This window comes from Haladaptatus sp. SPP-AMP-3 (genome assembly GCF_049568665.1).
Classification (GTDB): Archaea; Halobacteriota; Halobacteria; order Halobacteriales; family Haladaptataceae; genus Haladaptatus; species Haladaptatus paucihalophilus.
Genome location: NZ_CP145897.1, coordinates 2,953,709 through 2,974,337, shown reverse-complemented (window position 1 = coordinate 2,974,337; position 20,629 = coordinate 2,953,709). Strand labels below are relative to the sequence as shown.

Here is a 20,629-nt window from a genome sequence, read left to right as displayed (position 1 = left end):
ATGAGCGGACGACCACTCGACGTTCTCGAAGCGTCGTTGAACTCGGCGGTGACAGTGCAGTTGAAAGGTGGCGAAGAGTACACCGGCACGCTGACCGGCTACGACCAGCACATGAACCTCGTCATCGAAGACGAAGACACAACCATTATACGCGGCGATAACGTCGTTTCGATTACTCCATGACTGGTGCAGGAACTCCAAGCCAGGGTAAGAAGAACAAAACGACGCACGTGAAATGCCGCCGTTGCGGCGAGAAATCGTATCACGTGAAAAAAGGCGTTTGCTCGTCGTGCGGCTTCGGCAAATCGAGCAAGCGACGCGACTACGAGTGGCAGAGTCGAGCGGGCGACAACTAACCGCCTGCTACGGATTTTCTCCATCTCGATACGTCTCTCTCGACCAGCCGTCGGCTATTTCGAACCGCCGATATACACGAGTGTGCATATTTCTGTCTGAAACGATGGAAAATACGGCACGATAACGAGGGTTTTTACTACTGTCCCGCGCTACGGACAGCTATGTCATGTGGCCGGGACGGAGACCTCGGCGGACCGACCGAGAAGTGTGGCGTCGTCGGCGCGTCGCTCGCGGGTCGGGACGCGGCACGCCCCCTCTACTACTCGCTGTACGCCCTCCAGCACCGCGGGCAGGAGTCGGCAGGCATCGTAACACACGACGGCTTCCAACAACACGACCACGTTTCGATGGGCCTCGTCGGAGACGCCTTCAGCGAGGCGGACATCGACGGCCTGAAGGGAAGCGCCGGAATCGGCCACGTCCGCTATCCGACCGCCGGGAGCGTGGACAAGAGCTGCGCCCAGCCCTTCACCGTCTCGTTCAAGAGCGGGTCGCTCGCGCTCTCGCACAACGGTAACCTCGTCAACTCCGAGGAGATTCGGGACGAACTCGCCGGAAAGGGTCACGCGTTCACGTCCGACGGCGACACCGAGGTCATCGCTCACGACCTCGCACGCAACCTCCTCGAAGAGGACCTCGTTCGCGCGGTGAAGCGAACCATGAGCCGAATACACGGCTCCTACTCGCTCGCCATCATGCACGACGAAACGGTGCTCGGCGTACGCGACCCGGAGGGCAATCGCCCCCTCGTCATCGGCGAAGTCGAGGACGGCTACGTCATCGCCTCCGAATCGTCGGCCATCGACACCATCGACGGCGAACTCGTCCGCGACGTTCGGCCCGGCGAACTCGTCGTCCTCCGGCCGGACGGCGCGGGGTACGACACCTACCAACTCGTCGAACGCGACCGACCCGCCCACTGCTTTTTCGAACACGTCTACTTCGCCCGCCCGGACAGCGTCATCGACGACAACCTCGTCTACGAAGTGCGACGCGAGTTGGGGCGAAAGCTCTGGGAGGAAAGCGGCATCGAGACCGACGTGGTGATGCCCGTTCCCGACTCCGGCCGCGCGTTCGCGTCGGGGTACGCGGAGGCCGCACAGGAAGACGGGTCGAACGTGGAGTTCGCCGAAGGCCTGATGAAAAACCGCTACGTCGGCCGGACGTTCATCATGCCGACGCAGGACGAACGCGAGCGGGCGGTTCGCCTCAAACTCAACCCCATCAAATCCACCGTCGAGGGTCGAACCGTCACCATCATCGACGACAGCATCGTCCGGGGGACCACCTCGACGCAACTCGTTCGACTTCTCAAGGACTGCGGGGCCGAGGAGGTCCACATGCGAATCGGCGCGCCGCCGATCGTCGCCCCCTGCTACATGGGCATCAACATGGCCACCCGGGAGGAACTCATCGCCTCCGACAAATCCGTCGAGGAAATTCGGGAAGCGATTTCCGCCGACAGCCTGGCCTACCTCTCGAAGGAAGCCATCGCCGATGCGCTTTCCGTCTCCCAATCCGACCTCTGTCTCGGCTGCGTCACGGGCGAGTATCCCTACGACATCGACGACGAGGAGACTGACCGCGACGTGACGCGCCCGGTCATCGACGGCGCGAGCGACTAATTCCACTCTAGCGACCGAGACCGTAGTTTTAGGGGATTTCGCGTGTATATCCCCGTAGTATGCCGAATCCGTCCGGCAGGGACGACCACCCCTGTCGCTCGACGCGGGCCGCCCGGAGCCACCGCCGGGGGAGTTGGTTCGGTCACGGACAGATAACGTCCACCGAAAAGAGCGGCTTCGGGCGGTTTCTCGACGATATCGTCTACGCGTTCGCGGACGTTTCGCTGCCGCTCATCCCGTTCCTCTGGTACGTGAGGGTCGGCGCGCCGAACCGCTTTTTCGGCCTGAAAACCTCGGCGTTCGTCGGGTGGATGACGATGGTCGTCGTGGCCGCGTTGATCCGCGGCGGATGGCTTCCGCCGCTTGCCACGGAGACGCGAGGGTGGGTGTCGTTGGCTCCCGCCCTGTTGCTCTTCAGACTCGTCTACTTCAACGGGGTTCTCGCCGCCGTGGCGTACGGCGGCGGAACGGTGGCGAACGCGATGGGGTTACCGCTGGTTTCCGTCGCGTTTTCGATGGCGCTCGCGAGCGTCGGAATCGCCGCCTTCCCACGGCTTGCAGAGTTGTTCTGTGACCGATTCCTCGTTTCGGGGGTCCGTCCGGGCGACTAACGGCGCGTCCGCTACCGAACTCGTTTTTGCGACGTCATTCCTCGTGTAACAATCGCTCGATATCGGTGTCGTTCAGCACGTCGAGCAGGCTCGCACCGTTTTCGTACTCCCGCCATTGACGAGGGGTCAGGGACACGCCTCCGTCGCGCGCCTCCAGTCGCTCCGCGAGCAGTTCGTCCAGGTCGTCCGGGTCGTATCCCGGTATTGGCATGTACAGATTGTACGGGGTCGGCCCGCAAATATCGTGTGGCTAGATTTCGTTTCGTTCGGCGATAGAAGGTCTAAAACAGCCGTATTCTCGGCTTGAGAGAATCAATACACCACGTACAACAGCGCGTAGACGACCACCCCGAGCGCGAAGGACGTGAGCCAGAGCGACGCCGCGATGCGCCCGACGCGACGGTGGTTCGTCTTCGGGAGGTCCGCTACCGGATGGGAGAGGGCAAGCAAGAGCACGTAGTAGAGCAGGGGGATACACACCATGGCGAGGATCATGTGAATCGCCAGAATCGGGAGATAGAGGTACTGTTTTACGGTCTTCGGGCCGGGGAACTCGGTCGGTCCCTCCAACGAAACGCGGTAGAGGTAGAGGCCGAGGAAGAGGACGAACAGGCCGAGTCCGGTCAGCATTCCGGCGCGGTGGCGGACGACGTGTCCGTGTCGAATCGCGTGCCACGCGGTGCCGATGATGGCGATGGCGGCGACGCTGATGATGGCGTTGAGGTGCGGAATCGCCTCCAAAAACCAGTGGGGTGCGCGCGGAATCGCGTGTTCGGGGACGACGCCCAACACGGCACCGAAGACGAGTGCCAGCGAGACGATGCTCAGGAGCGCCGTCAGCGTCGGAACGTTGTTTCGGACGGAGGATTCCATACTCGCGTCTTGCAGTCCGGTCGGTATACCAGTTATTTCACTATTTTGTACAGTCTGTCGCACTCACAGACGGGACACCGGTCGAACGGCAGGTCGAACGCGCGGGCACACCCCGGGCAAACGTAGTCGACGCGCGTATTTTTCAGCCGGGAGATGAGGCCAAGCGACATCAATTCAGCATGGTTCCCAGAAAGTATTAGCGTATTGGACGCCCGTTGTCATGTCCGTGCGAACGCCTGCCGTCGCCGGGCCAAATGAAAGGCCTTTTATTATCCCACCATCTACGATTGAGTGCAGACAGATACAGCGAGCGTGGGTAGCCAAGCTAGGCCAACGGCGCAGCGTTGAGGGCGCTGTCCCGTAGGGGTCCGCCGGTTCAAATCCGGTCCCACGCATCGCATACGCGGCTTCGCCGCGAACATCAACGATGCAGGTGATCTCCTTCGTGGACATCACCCACGCACAATTCCTACCGAACCAACGTTCGCCAGCTGCGGCAGGTTCAATTTTCACTACACATTTCCGCGACACAGCGAGGGCGCTGTCCCGTCGGTGTCCGCCGGTGAGCAGTCGGTATAAGAAACGGCCGCATCGCGACGACGATAAACGACCGAGCGACCCATATTATTCCATCATATAAACTAATACAACCATATAAATAAAATAATAATTTAATACTTGGCCAAAAGATTGATATTATAATTATTCTTGCTTTACATTATGGTATGAAATCTACCGTCCGAGTACAAGTATAGAACCGGCGAAAATTTCAGAACGACTTACGCACACCCATGAGTGACAACGACGAATCTCGCACGAGCCAGCCAATAGACAACCCGATATCTGACCGTCGCACCGTCTTGAAAGGTCTCGGAGCCGCGGCCATCGGTGCACCGCTCCTCGCATCCCGGCGAACGTCCGCCGGTGCGGCGTACGACACATACGACGGTGACTACGGCACGGTCATTGACGTGACCGACAAAGGCGCCGATGACACCGGCAACCAGTCCGTCTCTGGATTGATACAAAGTCTCCTCGACGACAACGGCGACGATACGCTCCTCAAGTTCCCGCAAGGGGAGTACTACATGGACGAGCAAGTCTCGATGAGCAATTTTAACCACGTCGGGATTTTCGGACCCGAAGCGACGCTCGTTCCCGCCGACTATCACAACTTTACCTACGCGGGTGGGAACCCGAGCGACATGCAACTGTTCTCGTTCGGGCGAGTGGACAACTGTTCGAGCAGCGACCTGCTGTTTCAAGGCTTCGAAGTGGACCAGACGGCGGATGACACGGGTATTCGCGTCATCGAAGCCGCGGTCAACGACGGCCTCGAAGTTTACGAAATCGATATCTACGGCCGACACGACAGCGGAACCTACGGACCCGGGCGATTCAACATTCGGAGTTCGAGCGGGACGGGTATCGTGGACAACTTCCGAGCACCGGACGGCGCGGCCCATGTCAGCGAGACGCCGAACGACGGGAACCTCTGGCGTGGTCCGACCGGCATCGTGAACAACAAACACGTCGGCGAACTCACTATCAAACACTGTACCATCAAGGGATTCCCGGACAACGGCGTCTACGCCGACGACGGCGACGGCAAGCGAATCATCTACGGCGGTCTGTTCGGAACCAGTGCCACCGCCGCACTCCGCATCGGCGGTATCGACAGCGTAGTCAAGTACCCGACAATCCATATCGACACGACTCGACCGAACTTCCAGAAGCCGGGGGGAATCCGTATCGAAGACGGCACGAACGTTCTCGTCCGGGATGCAACCATCACACTCGACGCCGCCCACGAAGGAATGCAAGGAATCGTCGTGATGGATGCCTGTCAATCCGCGACGGTGCGGAACGTCGACATCTCCTCCACATCGAGCGAATCGATACAGGGTATCGTCGCCAACCCGGGATGCGGACCGATCACTGTCGAAGATACGACCATCGACTGGTCGCCAGCGGGCGGGTACGGCGTCTGGATAAAAGGCGAATCTTCACCCGCAAACGTCACTCTCGACAACGTGACCATCACGGACGGTGCCGGCGTTACCGGCGCCGGATTCCGTGAGGGAATACGGAACGACCGTGAAGACACGACCCTCACCGACGTCGAAGTCACGCAGACCAGCAGTTCCGACCGACACGCGCTCTGGAACCGAGCGGACCATTCCCACGTCAACGGCGGCACGTACGAAGCACAGAAGTACGGAATTCTCGACGAGAGTGGATTTACCGAGTACGACGGTATCACCGCCAAGTCGCAACGAGGCAACGAGGGCGTCCGACTGCTCGACGCCAGCCACGACATCCAGATATACAATAGCACGCTCTACAACGGCATCCGTGACGACGGCTGTGCGGGTCTCGACACCGGCAACAACACCGTCAAGTAACGTCGTCGTTCAGTAGCAACGACAAAACAGTACCCTGTCGATATTCTTTTCGTCGAAAATCGTCCTACACTCGATACTCAGAACCCTTCGTGCGTGGCGATTCGGTCGCGCAACTCTGGCGGAATCTCGGTGGGGTCGCCCGACTCGTCGAACACGACTTGGACGGTTTCACCGGTGGCGGCAACCTCGTCTCCGGCCCGGATCTCGTGTTCCATCATGATGCTCGTCGTTCCGATGTCGGCGACGCGCACGCCGACGGTCACGTCGTCTCCGCCGGTTATCGACCGGTGATAATCGAGTTCGAGGTGGGCGATGACGCCGTTGATTTCGTCGGATGGGACCCCGAGAACGTCCCGGAAGTACGCGATGCGCGCCTGTTCGAGGTACGTCGCGTAGACGGCGTTGTTGACGTGACCCATCGTATCGAGGTCGCGGTAGCGCACCTCGATAGCAGTCGTGTAGCCGAATTCGTCCATGAAACACGTAGCGGAAAGCGGCTAAACCATCTGTCGATTCCGTCCCGGCTACTCCGTTTTCTGGAGCTTCACAGACGGAAGCCATCCTTCGTCCCCACCGCGGGTTTCGCACCACTGCCAGCCCGCGACGGAGCCGCGGGAGACGACTCGCTCGCCGACCGAGACGGTGAGTTCCGTTGCAGTGTAGTCGGCGAGGCAGGTACCGGTATCTCCCTGGCGCGTCACGTACTCCTCCGGAATCCATCCTTCCCTGCCCGCCGAATCGACACACCAGAGCCACCCGTCCCACTCGGTGTCCCGCTCGCCGACCTCTATTTCCTCGCTCTCCGTCACGTCAATCGGGTCGGGAAACTCGGATTCGTGTGCCTCGGCCACCCGGTACGTTCCTACTCGGTCGACGTTCATCACCAGCCACCTTCACCCGCACTCTCATCCGCATTTCGAAAGCGCGCCATCGAGCGAGAGACGGAGCCGGGCGGCGAGTCGCGGACGGCAATCTATTTCGTTGTCGGCTGATACGAATCGACCATGCCCTCCGACTCAACCGAATCGGTCGTCGTCTGGGGAATCGTCATCGTCGGCGTCCTGACGTTCCTGTACAGCATTCTGCTCGCCAGCAAGCCGCTGGCGTGGTTTGGTATCGTGTTCCCCCTGCTCGGACTGTACCTGTTTTGGCGGTTCGTTCGCGCCGTCGAGCGAATCGCCGACTCGATGGCACGGTGATACGCGTCCGTCGCTCCACGTGATTGCTACCGAACCGGCTCGGTTACGCTGTCGAACGACTGCACTTCGACGGCGCGCCCCTCCGGGTCCTCGGCGAAGAAGTGATAGATGTCGTAGCGGGGGTTCGCCTCCGGCGGGTCGCATGCGCAATCGGCCAGGTCGTCGTACAGCGCGTCCACGCCGTCCCGGTCGTCGGTGACGAACGTGAGAATGCCGTCGGTGTCGGCCGACTCGCGCTCGCAGAAACCGAAGCGCATGTTGTCGTACTGCAACACCGTACAGTCGGTCTGTTCGAGCCACACGTCCGCCCCGAAGCGGTCGACGTAGAACGAGACGGTTTCGGCGCGAACTTCGCTGGCGAAGAAGACGATGCCGCTCATGGACGGGACGACGCGGCGGGTCGAAAAATGGGTTTCGCCCCGTTCAATCCGACCGGAGCATCACGTCGGTCGCCTTCACGACGGCGGTCAGTTCCATTCCCTCCTCTATTTCCAAGTTTTCCGCCGATTCGCGGGTGATGACGGCCGCAACTTCCTCGCCACCCACGTCGAGAACCACCTCGGCGGTCACGTCGCCGGTTTCTACGTCCACTACCTCCCCGTCGAGTCGGTTTCGTGCGCTTAACATCCGAGTTCCCCCGGGACGAAGACGACGAGGCCGAGAATAAGCGTTCGGGCGGACTTTGCTCCGGCGAGCAAACGCGATATTGAAATGTAGGCCCCTCATAACGGGGGTATGGCAAAATATTCGACCGGGAACTCGTCCGGCGGCGGCAGCGGCGGTTCCTGTGAACTCTGCGGGAAGGCGTCCGATTCGCTGACCGAGGCGAGCGTCGCGGGCGCGACGCTCCACGTCTGTCCGGACTGTGCGAGCCACAACGACGCCGCACAGCCGACGAAATCGAAGAGCGAAGGCAACGCGATGAGCGAACAGGATCGCAAGCGCAGGGCGGCCCAGCGCACGGCGCGGATGGACGACGCCCGGAAGGGCGATGCGAGCCACTGGGAGGAAGAGGGAACGAGTTACGACAGCGACCCGCTGCCGTACCTCGTCTCCGACTACGGCGAGCGCGTCATCGACGCGCGACAGGAGGAAGGTCTCCAGCGCGGCGAACTCGCCGACGAACTCGGGGTTCAGGAGAACGACCTCCTCGCGGTCGAACAGAACCGAGCGAACCGCGCGGGCGTCGGCGGGTCGGTCATCGAAGCGCTGGAGGAGCATCTCGGCGTTACGCTGTCGGAGTCGGCGTAGCGTTTTTGTCCGCCCGTTTCGGAGAACGGGGTATGACCCGCGCGCCAGCAGAGCCATATCGGACGAGTTTCGACGCGACCGTCGCAGCAATCGACGGGAGGAACGTCTCCCTCTCGGAGACGTACTTCTACGCCGAGAGCGGCGGCCAACCGGCGGACAGGGGAACGCTCGGCGGGACTTCCGTCGTCGACGTGCAGAAACGCGACGGCGACGTCGTTCACGCGCTCGAAACCGACCCCGAGTTCGAGGAGGGAGAGGAGATTCGCGGACAGGTGGACGAGGAGTTCCGCACCTACTGCATGCGGTCGCACACGGCGAGCCACGTCATCTACGGGGCGGGACGACTGATTTTGGACGACCTCGGCTACGGCGGGTTCGACATCGGCGAGGAGAAGATTCGCGTCGATTTCCAGACCTCGACGGACATCGACGACGGTGTTCTCGTCGAACTCGAACGACTGACGAACCGGGCGGTGTGGGATTCGTTGCCCGTCTCGTGGGAATCGGTCCCGAAGGAGGAGGCGCTGGCACGCGAGGATATCGCGTTCAACACGAAGACCGAAGAAGGCGTTCTGAGCGGTTCGGATACCGTTCGCGTCGTCGATGTCGAGGGATGGGACGTGGCCGCCTGTGGCGGCACGCACGTCGAGAACACGCGCGAAATCGGGCCGGTGACAATCGTCGACCGGTCGAACCCGGGCGAGGGAATGACGCGCGTCGAGTTCGCCGTCGGCCCACCGGCCATCCGAACGCGGGCGGACGAAAAGCGGAGCGCGCTAGAGGCCGCGCGAATCGCCGGAACCGGGGTCGAGGATTTGCCCGACGAAATCGACCGGCTCACCGGCGAAATCGACGCGCTGGAAATCGAGTTGGCGGACGCGAAATCACGGCTCGTCGGTGCGACCATCGACGAACTCGCCGAGGAAACCGTCGCCCGAAACGGCCACGAGTGGTTGGTCGGCACCATCGACGGCGTTGGCCCGAACGAACTCAGCGACAGGGTGAGAGAACTGGCGGGCGAAACGGCGGACGTGGTTGCGCTCACCGGAAAAGAGGGGTCGACGTTCCTCGTCGTCGGGACCGACGGCGACGTCGAAGCGGGCGACGTGGTGGACGAGGTGACCGCCGAGTTCGGCGGCGGCGGTGGCGGTAGCCCGACGTTCGCACAGGGCGGCGGCCTCTCGGCGGACCCCGACGACGTGGTGGCGTACTTGCGAGACTGAGTTACTCGACGCCCAACTGCTCGAAAACGAACGTCCACTCGTCCAACTTCTCGCGGACGACCATCTCGGTCGGCTTGCCGACGCCGTGGCCCGTGTCCCGTTCCTCGCGGAGGAGAATCGGCGCGTCTCCGGTGTGTTTCGCCTGCATTCTGGCGGCCATCTTCCTGGCGTGAGCCGGGTGGACCCTCGTATCCCCCTCGGCCGTCTTGAACAGGACGGCGGGATACTCCCGCTCCTCGACGTTGTGATACGGCGAGTATTCGCGGATGTACTCGAACGCCGCCGGGTCGTCGGGCGACCCGTACTCCGCCGTCCACGACGCGCCGAGCAGGAACCGGTGGAACCGGAGCATGTCGAGGAGCGGGACGATACAGAGACAGGCGGCGAACAGGTCCGGGCGCTGGGTGATGCTCGCGCCGACCGTCAGTCCGCCGTTGCTCCGACCGTCGATGGCGAGGCGCTCGGGACTCGTGTAACCCCGCTCGACGAGGTGTTCCGCCGCCGCGATGAAGTCGTCGAAGGTGTTCTGTTTGTGCTCCTTCCGGGCCGCGTGGTGCCACTCCTCGCCGAACTCGCCGCCGCCGCGGATATTGGCGACGACGAAGACGCCGCCGCGTTCGAGGAAGGGAACGGCGTAACGTCGGAACGCGGGCGTCTGGCTGAGTTCGAACCCGCCGTAGCCGTACAGCAGCGTCGGGTTGTCGCCGCCCGGTTCGACGCCCGCGTGAACGACGAACAGCGGAACTTCGGTGCCGTCGGCCGACTCGTACCGCTCCCGTTCGACCTGCAGGTCGGCCTCGACCGGGACCTCGGGCGCGTCGAGTTTCGTCACGCCCTCGCCGACGGCGTATCGGTAGGCGGTCGGCGGGTGGTCGAACGACTGGTACCGGAAGAAACACTCCTCGTCCGTCGAACCGTGGAGACTTCCCTCGTCGATGGACCCCAACTCGGGGAGCGGCGCGTCCTCGACGCGCGTCCCGTCGAGGTCGAAAGCGACGAGTTCCGAAACCGCATCGCGTTCGTAGTGTGCGACGATGTGGTCAGTCGTGAGCACGAAATCCCTGAGGATGGCGTCGTCGCGCTCCGGGACGACGGGTTCGAACGCCTCGGGTGCGTCGCGCCCGGCGGCGTCCGCCAACTCCGCCGCGACGATTCGGTAGTTCGGCGCGTCGAGGCTAGTCAGGAAGAAGGCCCGATTCCCGCGGAGGCGTGGCTCGAAGATGGCGTCCTCGCCCGTCACGAGCGGTTCGAACTCGCCGTCCCGCTCGGCGTAGACGTCGGTGCGTTCCCACCCCCGCGTGAGTTCGACCACGAGGTAGTCGCTGTCCGTGTCGGTGTGGAGGCCCGCCCACGTCTGCCCGTCGAGTTCGATCGGGAGTTCGTCGTCCGCGTCGTCCTCGCCGCCCCCATCAAGTCGGTGATACGCGAGCGATTTGTCGAGTTGGCCACCGTCTTCGAGCGCGCCGGTTCGACCGTAGTAAAATCCCCCGTCGGTCCACGCGAACGACCGCTCCCCGGTTCGACCCGTCTCGCGGAGTTCGTCCACGGTATCGCCCGTTTTCGCGTCCACGACGCGAACGTCGTACTGTTCCGTGCCGCCCTCCGTGACGCCGTAGGCGACGAGCGAGCCGTCGGGCGAGGGGACGAACCAGTCGAGGGTCAGGGTGGCGTCGTCGCTCCACTCGTTCGGGTCCGTGAGGACGCGGCGTTCGCCGTCGAGGTCGTCCCGAACGGTCAACAGCGGCAAGTCCTCGTCGGCGGGCGTGTACCGCTGAAAGTAGCCGTTCGGCGTCGGAACGACGGGGAAGTAGGCCGCGGAGTTCGCCAGCGCCCGAAACCGGGGTTCGAGGTCGTCGCGCGTCTCGCCGCGGAGGAACGACTTCGCGTGCTCGTTCTGCGCACTCACCCACGCCGAAACGTCCTCGTCGTCGCCCTCCAGCCAGCGGTACGGGTCGCGTATCTCCTCGCCGTGAAGCGTTTCGACGGCATCACGCGTTTCGGTGGGTGGGGGAGTCCGTGGCATACCGTCGATAGTGGAAACCGCGGCTAATACGTTGTCGGGAAGCGGCAACGCGACGACACGTGGGCGGGTGAGGTGGCGGACAGCGGAGACGTGCGGTAATCGACAGTATTTTTCCGCGAGGGCGGGTACGAACGTCTCGTGAATATACGGGGGACCGTCAATGCGCCGGGCGAGCAACGAACCGTGACCACGCGGTACGGCGAACGCGACCTCGCGGAGGTCGTCGTGCGACCGGACGACGACGTGCCGCAGACGGTGACGCTGTGGGGCAAGTGGGCCGAAACCGCCGACTACCTCGAAGAAGGGATGGAACTGCTGGTGACGGACGCGGAGGAGTCCGAGTACGACGGCGAGACGACGTACGCGACGGGGAAGGAATCCTACGTCGTGGTCGAACCCTCGTTCCTCGTGAACGTGACCGACGTCCGCTCGTGGGTGCAGTGTCCCCGGATGTACTACCTGAACAAACTGTCGGCGATTCCGCTGAACTACCCCGTCGTGAAGGGGACCATCGTCCACGAGGTGTTCGGCGACCTGCTCCGCGGACGGGAGTTGGACGACTCCATCGAGGAACGCGTCGAGGAGGTCGGCCTGCAACTCGGCCTGCTCGGACGCGAGGCGGACGAGGTGGCGGGCGAGGTGCGCCAGAACGCCCGCGCCATCGAGGGCTGGCTCGAACAGGGCGTCCTCGACGACACGGACGACTGGCGAAGCGAGTACACGCTCATCAGCGAGCAGTTCGGCATCAAGGGCCGCTGTGACGCGCTCCGTCGCGGGATGCCGGTCGAACTGAAGACGGGCAAGAACACGAACCGCGACCCGCGCTTTCAGGACAAGATTCAGGCGGCCTGTTACGCCCTCCTCCTGCAGGAACGCGGCGTGCCCGCGGACACGGGAACGCTCCTCTACACGAAGAACTCCGCGCTGGACCGCGCCGAGGAGACGGGCGACCTCTCGCCCGCGAAGGAGTTCTCCATCGGCAAGGGCCTGCTCGAATTCGTCGTCAGGACCCGCAACGAAATCGCCGCGGCGGAGTTCGACATGGACGTGCCGACGGGCTACGAGGCGAACGCCAAGTGCGAGTACTGTTTCGAGAAGGACACCTGCATGGTCGTCTCCGGCCGCCTGAATCAGGAGTCGAAGGCGGGACAGATAGGCAGGCCGATTCCCGAGGAGGAACGCGCGTACTTCCGCGAGAAGTACGAGCAGATAGAACGGGAACGCCGGGCGAGCCACCGCGAGTACGCCAAACTGTGGGAGCAGACGGCCCGGGAACGGGCGGACGACGACCGAGCGCTCATCGGCTTGGAACCGGCGGGACAGACGCAAATAGAGGGCGGACGCTGGGAACTCCGCGCCCGACGGACCGACGATTCGGTATCGAAGATTCGGGAGGGCGACGTCGTGTTGGCCAGCAAGGGCGATCCCGTCAGCGGCCACGCGGAACTGGCCCGGGTTCAGCAACTGGGCGACGAAATCGTCGTCACGACGGACGAACCCGTCGAACTCCGGCGACTCGACGTCTATCCCTCGGAGTTCTCCGCAGACGGAATGTTGACCGCGCTCCACGACGCCCTGCTGAAGGGCGACGAACGGCGGAAGGACGTGCTGTTCGGACGGCGGGAACCCGAATTCGAGTCGAATGAACGGACGTTCATCGGGAACAACGACGCCCAGAACGCGGCGGTCAACCTCGCGGTGAACGCGAACGACTGCGCGCTCATCCACGGTCCGCCCGGCACCGGGAAGACCTACACCATCGCGCGGACCATCCGGGCGCTGGTGGAGGACGGCAACCGCGTCCTCCTCTCGGCGTTCACGAACCGCGCGGTGGACAACGCGCTTGAAGCCTTGCGGGAGCAGGGCTTCGACGAGGCAATCCGCGTCGGCACCGAGAGCGGCGTCCGCGAGGACATGCAGGACGTTCGTCTGGAGCGAGGCGGCGACCCCGGCGAGCGCGTCGCCGAACTCGAAGGGGCGAGCGTCGTCGCCGCCACGACGGCGACTTGCGGGTCACGAATCATGCGCGAACAGGCGTTCGACGTGGCGCTGGTGGACGAGGCCTCCCAGTTGACCGAACCGGCGACGCTCGCGGCCATCAACCTCGCCGAGCGGTTCGTCCTCGTGGGCGACCACCACCAACTGCCGCCCGTGGTCCAAGCGAACGACGCGGAGGCGGACTCCGAAGAGAGCACGGACGGTGACGCCGTGGGCGGCGACCTCTCGACCTCGCTGTTCCAGCGACTCGTAGAACTGTACCCCGACGCGTCCGTGATGCTCGACCGCCAGTACCGGATGGCCCAACGCATTCAGGCGTTCTCGTCCCGCGAGTTCTACGACGGCGCGCTCCGTCCGGCGAACGGCGAGGTCGCGGCGCAGAAAATCGAGGATTTGCCGAGCGTCGAACCAGAATCCCTGCCGCCGCCGCTCCGCACCGGCGTCGCCTTCGTCGACCCGGACGGGAAGACGGCGGGCAACACGAACCCGGTCGAAGCCGAGCGCATCACCGAACTCGTCTCCCGGTACGTGGAGGCGGGCGTCGCCCGCGAGGACATCGGCGTCATCGCACCGTTCCGCGCACAGGTCGCGGAGATATCCCGGCGCGTCCACGAATCCGTGGCGGTCGATACGGTGGACCGGTTCCAGGGGTCGAGCAAGGAGATTATCATCGTCTCGTTCGTGGCCACGGGCGACTTGGACAGTCCCATCTTCGACGACTACCGCCGGGTGAACGTCGCGCTGACCCGCGCCAAGAAGTCGCTCGTCCTCGTGGGCGACGAGCGCGCGCTTCGCTCCTCGCCGCTCTACGACCGGATGGTCGAGTGGGCGACCTAAGGGCTTTCGTCCCCGTCGTCCGTACCTCGGTTCATGAACGATTCCCTCCCGGACTACCATCTTTCCGACCGTGACGTGACCGTTCTCTCGCCACCGGGCGGAACCGCCGTGCCGCCGCGGGAGGCCGCGGAGCGCACGATGGCGGACCCGCACGGCCCGCCCCTCGCCGAACTCGTTTCCCCGGACGAGACGGTCGCAATCGTCGTGACGGACGTGACGCGGGCCACGCCGGACGACGTGCTGCTGGACGTGCTTCTCGCGGAATTGGCGGACGCCGGAGTCCCCCGAAAGCACGTCTCCGTCGTCCTCGGACTCGGCCTCCACCGGCCGATGACCGACGAGGAGATAGCCGACGCGTTCGGCGAGCACGCGGACCTGGCGGAGAACCACGACGCGGACGCCGCAATCGAAGTCGGAACCGCCGAAACGCCGGACGGTGACGCGGTACCCGTCGAACTGAATCCGACCGTCGCGGACGCGGACCGCGTGCTCTCGACGGGGATGGTCGAACCCCACCAGTACGCCGGATTCTCCGGCGGCGCGAAAACCGTCGTCATCGGCGCGGGCGGGGAGTCGCTCATCCGGTACACGCACGGACCGGACCTCCTCTCGCGGGAGGGCGTCAGACTCGGGCGAATCGAGGACAACCCGTTCCGGGAACTGCTGGACGAGGCGGGCGACGTGGCCGGACTCGACTTCTGTCTGAACGTCACGCACGGACCGCGGGGGATTCTCGGGGCCAGTGCCGGACACCACCGCGCCGTGGTGGCCGACCTCGCCGAAACGGCGAAGGAGTCGCTGTCGGTCACGGCCGAGGACGAGTACGACGCGGTAATCGCGGGCGTTCCCGAGGCGAAAGCCGCGAACCTCTATCAGGCGACCCGCGCCGCGACGTACGTCGTTCTCGGCGACCGGAACCCGCTCCGGCCGGGAGGTCGGGTCGTCGTTCCCGCCGCCATGCCCGAAGGCGCTGGCGAGGGAAAAGGGGAAAAGCGATTTTACGACAGGCTCGACGGCGCGAGCGATGCGGCGGCGCTCTACGACGAACTCCGCGCGGGCTACGAACCGGGCGCACAGCGGGCCTTCGTCGTGGCCCGCGTCCTCCGCGACCACGACGTGTTCGTGACCGGAAGCGAGCATCCGGCAATCGTCGAGGACTGCCTGATGCATCCCCGCGAATCCGTCGAGGAAGCCGTCGAACCCGGAAGCGACGTGCTGGTCGTTCCGAACGCGTTGGATACGCTGTTGGTTCGACCGGAGTGAAAAATCAGTTCGACCGGAGCGAAAACGCTACCAGAGGACGTGCGGCCAGACGAACTGGAACAGCACCCAGATGAGGCCGGTGAGGACGACGGTCATTATCAGGTTCAACACGACCCCGGCGCGCATCATCTGTTCCTGCTTGAGATAGCCGCTCCCGAAGACGATGGCGTTCGGGGGCGTGGCGACGGGGAGCGCGAACGCGAAACTCGCGGCGATGGCTCCGGAGACGGAGAGGAAGACGGCGGCGGCGACATCGGTGAGTCCGAGCGTGGCCGCGAAGACGCTCCCGATGCTGATGAGGATTGGCACGATGATGGTCGCCGTCGCCGTGTTCGAGGTCATCTCCGTCAGGAAGATGACGAGGAGGACGACGATGCCCACGACGAGGACGATGGGCGCGCCGGTGAGCGACGTGAACACGGAGTCGGCTATCCACTTCGTCGCACCGGTCGTCGCCAGCGCGTCCGCCAGCGCGATGCCGCCGCCGAACAGGAGGATGGTCCCCCAGTCGATGTCCACCAAGTCGTCCCACTCCATCGTGTCCGCCAGCACGAGCGCCGGAACCGAGAGCAGGCCGACGACCACGTAGTAGAGTATTCCCTGATGGCCGTCGATACCGAAGACGCTCGTTCCCTCGCCGCCGAACAGCGTGACCGCCCACGCGGACGGCAGGTACGGACCGATGAAATCGCCCAACCCGCCGACCACCCACAGGAGGGCGGTACCGGTGAAGATGAGCGCCACGCGTTTTCCGCGCGGACTCAACTCGCCTTCCTCTTCGAGGTACTGTTGAGCCATCTCCTGTGCCTCGCTCACGTCGTCGATTTGGGGCGGATAGAGGAGATACGTGAGGACGTACCAGACGAGCGGGAGGGTGATAGCGACGATGGGGACGCCGATGAGCAACCACTGGGCGAAGCCGATTTCGTAGCCCAGAATCTCGTTCAGTTGCGAAGCCAGCACCGCGTTGGGCGGCGTCCCGATGAGCGTCCCGACGCCGCCGACGCTGGCGGCGTAGGCGGTCCCGAGAAGCATCGAAACGTGGAGGTTGGTGAACGATTCGTCTCCGCCCTCGACCTCGACGGTCCCGCCGTCGGGGGCGGGCGACGAGTCGGACGACCCCGCGCTCGCCGCGCTCGCCGCTTCCACCGTTTCCCGACCCAGAACTTGCGAGAGGACGCCGAGCGCGATGGGCGTCATCATCGCCGCCGTCGCCGTGTTCGATACCCACATCGAGAGGAACGCCGTCGCCAGCATGACCGCGAGGACGAGACGACGCGGCGACGACCCCATCACGGACATGATCCAGAGGGCGATTCGCCGGTCGATGTCGTACTTCTGGAGCGCGTTCGCCAGCATGAACCCGGCGATGAACAGAAAGATGAGGTGGTCGGCAAAGCCCGTGAGCGCCGCGTCGAGGTCGGCGTAGACGCCGAAAATAGTGAGGAGGACGGGTATGGACAGCGCCGTCACCGCCAGCGGGAGCGCCCCCGTGACCCAGAGGAACCCCGCGAAGAACATCGTGGCGAACGCGAACTGCCCCCGAACCGAGAGGCCGTTTGGAGTCGGTGCGCCCGCGATAATCGCCGTTCCGAGCAGTGCGAGAACGAAAAGTCCGAGTCGCTTGCGTGGATTCGTCTGTGCCATTGTCACGCACAGCCATGTAGCACCGTAGATTAATCCTTTCGATTATAGATAGATATTATGTGTAAAACACAAAAATATCCAGTTAATTCAATTTTAATTCCAAATTGGGCAGTCAGTTCGAGGTTGCAGGACTCCCGACCACTACCGACACGGTGACGCCGCCGTGAAACTCTTTTCCACCATCGGCATTCGAATGAGAATTGCGGTTCGTCGTGAGATGATACCTTTTCTCCAGCCACGAACACAGCACAAAATAAAGACGGTCTCACCGTCCCGTTCTCGGGATAAGAACGGTTATAGCTGGAGCGGACGGATATTTACCATGAGCAGAACATCGAACGATAGTGCCCGAGACGAGATGTGGAGGGGCATCGGCGTGGGCATCTCGCTCGGAACCGCAGTTGGAATCCTCTCCGGGGGTTTGGCCGTGTGGATGTCCATCGGGTCAGCAGTCGGTATCGTGCTCGGCACCATCCTGCGACGGAAACGATGAGAAGTCGTCATCGATACCGCCCCACGCGCGGCGTCTCATTCCGACATCGCGGATTCTTCCTCCGAAATCGACTCCATAACACGCTCGTGGAACTCCTGTAAGACCGCACTCTCGTCCTCCGCCAGCACCACGTCGCTCGCCATCAGCGTCGCCAGTCCGAACGCCCGCGGCGTCGGGGACTCGACGCGGTGTTGCACGACGTCGATGTCGCCGCCCTGTACCTTCCCCAGAATCTCCTCGACCGCTTCGAGCGCGAGTTTGTCCTCCACGATTTCGCGGTACGTTTCCTCCATGACCGCGAACTCGTCCAGTTCGTCGGCGAACCCGAGCAGCATCTCGCTGGATACCTGCTGTTCGCTGGCCGACTTCTCGTAGCCCTTGTAGCGTTTCAGAATCATCAGCGAGCGCGTCGCGTTGATGCGGAAGTACCGCTGGAGGAGGTCGGTGCTCGAGAGCGCGGCGCGCAAATCCCCGCGTACCTCGTCGGGGTCGATGTCCGCGATGATGCCGGGGACGTCCACCTTCCGATTCAACGGCATCGAGACGGTAAAGCCGTTGTCCGCGACGGCGACGCCGACGTTCGTGTTGGCCGCCTGCGCACAGCGGTAGGCGACGACCCGCGAGAGGCCGTCGTTGAACCGTCGCCCGTAGTTCGAGTGGACGTAGTAGTGGCGCTCGTACTCCTCGCGGTCCATCTCGATTTCCACCGTGAGTCGCTCGTCCGTGCTGACGCTCCCTTCCCCGGCGTAGCGGACCTGCTCGTCGAACATCCGCGCGATGGCCCGGACGCTGTTCTCGTCCAGCGGGAACTCCCGAAGCCACACCCGAACCGCGGGTTTGCCGCGGTCGGTCAACCGCGAGAGGAGTTCGCCCTGAAACGCGGCGATTTCCCGCCCCAAATCGTAGGAGAGCGGCAGGCGCTCGGAGAACCACGACGGAACCGTCGGGCGTGCGCTGGTGCGGTCGGCGTACACCTTCGACCCGCGCCGATATTTGTACTCGAAGTGCTGGCCGCCGAGGACGAACACGTCGCCCTTCTCCAGCGTGTCGAGATAGCTCTCGTCCAAATCCCCGACCCACTCGTTGTCGGCGCGGGTGAACACGTCGCAGGTGAACGAGTCGGGAATCGTCCCGATGTTGGTCATGTAGATGACGCGGGCGAGTCGCCCGCGCTTTCCCATCAACGGCTCGCCGACGGGGAAGTCGGGATAGTGGTACTCCCCGTCCGGAGGGTCGTTCTCGTCGCGCCACACCTTCGCGTAGACGTTTCTGTCCTCCATCCCGTCGTAGTCCGCGGTGAGATACTGGAGGAGGGAGTCCCACTCCGAATCCGAGTAGTTTCGGTACGGATACGCTCGCCGGAGCGTCGCCTTCACGTCGTCCGCCGGGCGAACCTCGTTTATCGCCATCCCGTACACCTGCTGGGCCGCGACGTCCTGTGCGTTCTCGGGGACGAACACGCGGTCCACGAAGCCCTCCTCGGCCTTCTTCAGCATGACCGCACACTCCACCAGTTCGTCCCTATCGAGCGCGACGACGCGGCCGGTGACGGTTTGACCGAGGCGGTGACCCGCCCGGCCGACGCGCTGGAGCAGGGACGCGACGCTCTTCGGCGAACCGACCTGCACGACCAAATCGACGTGGGGCATGTCGATGCCGAGTTCGAGGCTCGTCGATGTGGTCACCACGTCCACTTCCCCGTTCTTCAGGCGCTCCTCGATGTGCTGACGGGACTCCTTCGAGAGACTTCCGTGGTGACAGCCCGAGTTCTCCTCGTCGTACTCGGCGAACGTCTCGCGGAGGTTCTGCAGGACGCGCTCGGCCCCCGACCGCGTGTTCGTGAAGACTAGCGTGTTCGTGTGGTCCTGAATGAGGTCGTGCAGTTGGTCGTAAAACCGGTCCTGCACGACGGCCCGCGGCGTGTGCACGAGGTCGTCGGTCGGACACCGGAGTTCGAGGTCGAACTCGCGGACGAATCGCGTGTCCACGAGTTCGTAGGGGCGACTCTCTCCGCCCGGTTCCGCCCTGCCGACGAGGAACTCCGCGATGTCCGATAGCGGTTCGACCGTCGCGGAACAGCCGATTCTCGTCGGCGACGAGTCGGCGATGTTCTCCAATCGTTCGAGGCTGACTGACAGGTGCGTCCCGCGCTTTCCGTCGGCGAGGCTGTGGATTTCGTCCACGATGACGTACTCGACGCTCCCGAGTTTGTCGCGGAACTTCGGCGAGTTGAGCAGGATGGCCAGCGTCTCGGGAGTCGTGTTGAGGATGTGCGGCGTCTCCGTCAGCATCTTCTGCCGCGCCGTTTTGTCAGTATCGCCGTGCCGGATGGCGTGACGAACCTCGCTCACGTCGTCCATCTTCTCCCGAATTCCTGACAGCGGCAGTTCGAGGTTGCGGTGGATGTCGTTGGCCAGCGACTTCAACGGCGAGACGTACAGACAGTACACCGAGTTCTCCAGTCCCGTCTCCTGTTCCCGCCGAAACAGTTCGTCGAGAATCGCGGTGAACGACGCGAGCGTCTTCCCGCTCCCCGTCGGCGACGCGATGAGGGCGTTGTCGTGGCCGTGAATCAGCGGAATGGCCTCGCGCTGTGGCGGCGTGAAAAAGCCGCCGTTCTCGGGGACGAACGCGCCGAACTGCTCGACCCACCACTCCCGCACTGCCGGTTCGAGGAGGTCCAACGTCGCCTCGTCTTCGATTGCGACCGTCTCCGGGTCGAAATCGAACTCCTCGCGGGCCAACAGCCCTCTCGCGTCCATTTGTTCCGCGTTGGTATCGGGCGGCAAAGAGGGTTATGCCAGCGGAGTGAAAGTGAAATTCG

The 20,629-nt window shown here is 63.6% G+C and carries 20 protein-coding genes and 1 tRNA gene; 12 read left to right on the top strand and 9 right to left on the bottom strand.

Features of this window, described 5'->3' with window-relative positions; translation table 11 throughout:
* The 4 genes from V5735_RS16205 (at position 1) to V5735_RS16190 (ending at position 2,593) form a co-directional block, all read left to right on the top strand.
* Positions 1-183, top strand: a complete 183-nt coding sequence (locus V5735_RS16205; RefSeq protein ID WP_007977665.1) for an LSM domain-containing protein — start codon at positions 1-3, stop codon at positions 181-183.
* A complete protein-coding gene (locus V5735_RS16200; protein ID WP_007977666.1) occupies positions 180-356 on the top strand; it encodes a 50S ribosomal protein L37e in 177 nt (58 codons plus the stop codon). The genes V5735_RS16205 and V5735_RS16200 overlap by 4 nt, the downstream gene beginning before the upstream one ends.
* 162 nt (positions 357-518) lie before the next feature.
* Positions 519-1,982: an amidophosphoribosyltransferase gene (purF, locus tag V5735_RS16195; protein ID WP_423744448.1), complete on the top strand. Its 1,464-nt coding sequence runs from the start codon at positions 519-521 to the stop codon at positions 1,980-1,982.
* 59 nt (positions 1,983-2,041) lie between these two features.
* Positions 2,042-2,593: a hypothetical protein gene (locus V5735_RS16190; RefSeq protein ID WP_423744447.1), complete on the top strand. Its 552-nt coding sequence runs from the start codon at positions 2,042-2,044 to the stop codon at positions 2,591-2,593.
* Between the two features lie 34 nt (positions 2,594-2,627).
* Here the strand turns inward: V5735_RS16190 and V5735_RS16185 are convergent, their stop codons facing one another.
* The gene (locus V5735_RS16185; RefSeq protein ID WP_423744446.1) at positions 2,628-2,804 is read right to left on the bottom strand and encodes a hypothetical protein; all 177 of its coding nucleotides are present in this window, start codon (positions 2,802-2,804) and stop codon (positions 2,628-2,630) included.
* A gap of 101 nt (positions 2,805-2,905) precedes the next feature.
* Positions 2,906-3,466, bottom strand: a complete 561-nt coding sequence (locus V5735_RS16180; protein WP_423744445.1) for a DUF420 domain-containing protein — start codon at positions 3,464-3,466, stop codon at positions 2,906-2,908.
* A gap of 310 nt (positions 3,467-3,776) precedes the next feature.
* Between V5735_RS16180 and V5735_RS16175 the strand changes: the two genes are divergently transcribed.
* Together V5735_RS16175 and V5735_RS16170 are read left to right on the top strand one after the other, a co-directional pair.
* Positions 3,777-3,861 (top strand) — tRNA-Leu (locus tag V5735_RS16175).
* Positions 3,862-4,257: 396 nt separating this feature from the next.
* Complete coding sequence (locus V5735_RS16170; protein WP_423744444.1) at positions 4,258-5,871, top strand: hypothetical protein; 1,614 nt, start codon at positions 4,258-4,260, stop codon at positions 5,869-5,871.
* Between the two features lie 77 nt (positions 5,872-5,948).
* Here the strand turns inward: V5735_RS16170 and V5735_RS16165 are convergent, their stop codons facing one another.
* Positions 5,949-6,347, bottom strand: a complete 399-nt coding sequence (locus V5735_RS16165) for an acyl-CoA thioesterase (RefSeq protein ID WP_423744443.1) — start codon at positions 6,345-6,347, stop codon at positions 5,949-5,951.
* Positions 6,348-6,395: 48 nt separating this feature from the next.
* On the bottom strand, positions 6,396-6,752 hold the full coding sequence (locus tag V5735_RS16160) for an SH3 domain-containing protein (protein ID WP_423744442.1): 357 nt from the start codon (positions 6,750-6,752) through the stop codon (positions 6,396-6,398).
* Positions 6,753-6,875: 123 nt separating this feature from the next.
* Here V5735_RS16160 and V5735_RS16155 point away from each other — a divergent pair, with 123 nt between their 5' ends.
* Positions 6,876-7,070 carry a hypothetical protein gene (locus V5735_RS16155; RefSeq protein WP_423744441.1) on the top strand — a complete coding sequence of 65 codons (195 nt, stop codon included), beginning with the start codon at positions 6,876-6,878 and terminating at the stop codon, positions 7,068-7,070.
* A gap of 26 nt (positions 7,071-7,096) precedes the next feature.
* Here V5735_RS16155 and V5735_RS16150 read toward each other — a convergent pair whose 3' ends face one another.
* Positions 7,097-7,450 carry a VOC family protein gene (locus V5735_RS16150; protein ID WP_423744440.1) on the bottom strand — a complete coding sequence of 118 codons (354 nt, stop codon included), beginning with the start codon at positions 7,448-7,450 and terminating at the stop codon, positions 7,097-7,099.
* 43 nt (positions 7,451-7,493) lie between these two features.
* On the bottom strand, positions 7,494-7,697 hold the full coding sequence (locus tag V5735_RS16145) for a TOBE domain-containing protein (RefSeq protein ID WP_069449898.1): 204 nt from the start codon (positions 7,695-7,697) through the stop codon (positions 7,494-7,496).
* Positions 7,698-7,805: 108 nt separating this feature from the next.
* On the opposite strand from V5735_RS16145, the gene V5735_RS16140 reads away from it, so the two are divergent.
* Both V5735_RS16140 and V5735_RS16135 read left to right on the top strand, forming a co-directional pair.
* Entirely contained in the window at positions 7,806-8,321 is a 516-nt protein-coding gene (locus tag V5735_RS16140; RefSeq protein ID WP_423744439.1) for a helix-turn-helix domain-containing protein, read from the top strand.
* A 32-nt stretch (positions 8,322-8,353) separates the two neighbouring features.
* On the top strand, positions 8,354-9,544 hold the full coding sequence (locus V5735_RS16135; protein WP_423744438.1) for an alanyl-tRNA editing protein: 1,191 nt from the start codon (positions 8,354-8,356) through the stop codon (positions 9,542-9,544).
* A 1-nt stretch (position 9,545) separates the two neighbouring features.
* Here the strand turns inward: V5735_RS16135 and V5735_RS16130 are convergent, their stop codons facing one another.
* Positions 9,546-11,567 (bottom strand): prolyl oligopeptidase family serine peptidase, encoded by a 2,022-nt coding sequence (locus tag V5735_RS16130; protein WP_423744437.1) that lies wholly within the window; start codon positions 11,565-11,567, stop codon positions 9,546-9,548.
* A 138-nt stretch (positions 11,568-11,705) separates the two neighbouring features.
* Here V5735_RS16130 and V5735_RS16125 point away from each other — a divergent pair, with 138 nt between their 5' ends.
* Positions 11,706-14,402 (top strand): AAA domain-containing protein, encoded by a 2,697-nt coding sequence (locus tag V5735_RS16125; protein ID WP_423744436.1) that lies wholly within the window; start codon positions 11,706-11,708, stop codon positions 14,400-14,402.
* Between the two features lie 33 nt (positions 14,403-14,435).
* Positions 14,436-15,665 (top strand): lactate racemase domain-containing protein, encoded by a 1,230-nt coding sequence (locus V5735_RS16120; RefSeq protein WP_423744435.1) that lies wholly within the window; start codon positions 14,436-14,438, stop codon positions 15,663-15,665.
* 27 nt (positions 15,666-15,692) lie between these two features.
* Here the strand turns inward: V5735_RS16120 and V5735_RS16115 are convergent, their stop codons facing one another.
* Positions 15,693-17,312, bottom strand: a complete 1,620-nt coding sequence (locus tag V5735_RS16115) for an SLC13 family permease (protein WP_423744434.1) — start codon at positions 17,310-17,312, stop codon at positions 15,693-15,695.
* Between the two features lie 322 nt (positions 17,313-17,634).
* Between V5735_RS16115 and V5735_RS16110 the strand changes: the two genes are divergently transcribed.
* Entirely contained in the window at positions 17,635-17,805 is a 171-nt protein-coding gene (locus V5735_RS16110) for a hypothetical protein (RefSeq protein ID WP_423744433.1), read from the top strand.
* A 35-nt stretch (positions 17,806-17,840) separates the two neighbouring features.
* On the opposite strand, the gene V5735_RS16105 is transcribed toward V5735_RS16110, so the two are convergent.
* The gene (locus V5735_RS16105; RefSeq protein ID WP_423744432.1) at positions 17,841-20,567 is read right to left on the bottom strand and encodes an ATP-dependent helicase; all 2,727 of its coding nucleotides are present in this window, start codon (positions 20,565-20,567) and stop codon (positions 17,841-17,843) included.
* Positions 20,568-20,629 lie beyond the last annotated feature (62 nt).

What these genes read in the sequence shown, in the direction of transcription:
- V5735_RS16205 (WP_007977665.1), top strand. Translation starts at nt 1, where the DNA reads ATGAGCGGACGACCACTCGACGTTCTCGAAGCGTCGTTGAACTCGGCG.
- V5735_RS16200 (WP_007977666.1), top strand. Translation starts at nt 180, where the DNA reads ATGACTGGTGCAGGAACTCCAAGCCAGGGTAAGAAGAACAAAACGACG.
- purF (WP_423744448.1), top strand. Translation starts at nt 519, where the DNA reads ATGTCATGTGGCCGGGACGGAGACCTCGGCGGACCGACCGAGAAGTGT.
- V5735_RS16190 (WP_423744447.1), top strand. Translation starts at nt 2,042, where the DNA reads ATGCCGAATCCGTCCGGCAGGGACGACCACCCCTGTCGCTCGACGCGG.
- V5735_RS16185 (WP_423744446.1), bottom strand. Translation starts at nt 2,804, where the DNA reads ATGCCAATACCGGGATACGACCCGGACGACCTGGACGAACTGCTCGCG.
- V5735_RS16180 (WP_423744445.1), bottom strand. Translation starts at nt 3,466, where the DNA reads ATGGAATCCTCCGTCCGAAACAACGTTCCGACGCTGACGGCGCTCCTG.
- V5735_RS16170 (WP_423744444.1), top strand. Translation starts at nt 4,258, where the DNA reads ATGAGTGACAACGACGAATCTCGCACGAGCCAGCCAATAGACAACCCG.
- V5735_RS16165 (WP_423744443.1), bottom strand. Translation starts at nt 6,347, where the DNA reads ATGGACGAATTCGGCTACACGACTGCTATCGAGGTGCGCTACCGCGAC.
- V5735_RS16160 (WP_423744442.1), bottom strand. Translation starts at nt 6,752, where the DNA reads ATGAACGTCGACCGAGTAGGAACGTACCGGGTGGCCGAGGCACACGAA.
- V5735_RS16155 (WP_423744441.1), top strand. Translation starts at nt 6,876, where the DNA reads ATGCCCTCCGACTCAACCGAATCGGTCGTCGTCTGGGGAATCGTCATC.
- V5735_RS16150 (WP_423744440.1), bottom strand. Translation starts at nt 7,450, where the DNA reads ATGAGCGGCATCGTCTTCTTCGCCAGCGAAGTTCGCGCCGAAACCGTC.
- V5735_RS16145 (WP_069449898.1), bottom strand. Translation starts at nt 7,697, where the DNA reads ATGTTAAGCGCACGAAACCGACTCGACGGGGAGGTAGTGGACGTAGAA.
- V5735_RS16140 (WP_423744439.1), top strand. Translation starts at nt 7,806, where the DNA reads ATGGCAAAATATTCGACCGGGAACTCGTCCGGCGGCGGCAGCGGCGGT.
- V5735_RS16135 (WP_423744438.1), top strand. Translation starts at nt 8,354, where the DNA reads ATGACCCGCGCGCCAGCAGAGCCATATCGGACGAGTTTCGACGCGACC.
- V5735_RS16130 (WP_423744437.1), bottom strand. Translation starts at nt 11,567, where the DNA reads ATGCCACGGACTCCCCCACCCACCGAAACGCGTGATGCCGTCGAAACG.
- V5735_RS16120 (WP_423744435.1), top strand. Translation starts at nt 14,436, where the DNA reads ATGAACGATTCCCTCCCGGACTACCATCTTTCCGACCGTGACGTGACC.
- V5735_RS16115 (WP_423744434.1), bottom strand. Translation starts at nt 17,312, where the DNA reads ATGGCACAGACGAATCCACGCAAGCGACTCGGACTTTTCGTTCTCGCA.
- V5735_RS16110 (WP_423744433.1), top strand. Translation starts at nt 17,635, where the DNA reads ATGAGCAGAACATCGAACGATAGTGCCCGAGACGAGATGTGGAGGGGC.
- V5735_RS16105 (WP_423744432.1), bottom strand. Translation starts at nt 20,567, where the DNA reads ATGGACGCGAGAGGGCTGTTGGCCCGCGAGGAGTTCGATTTCGACCCG.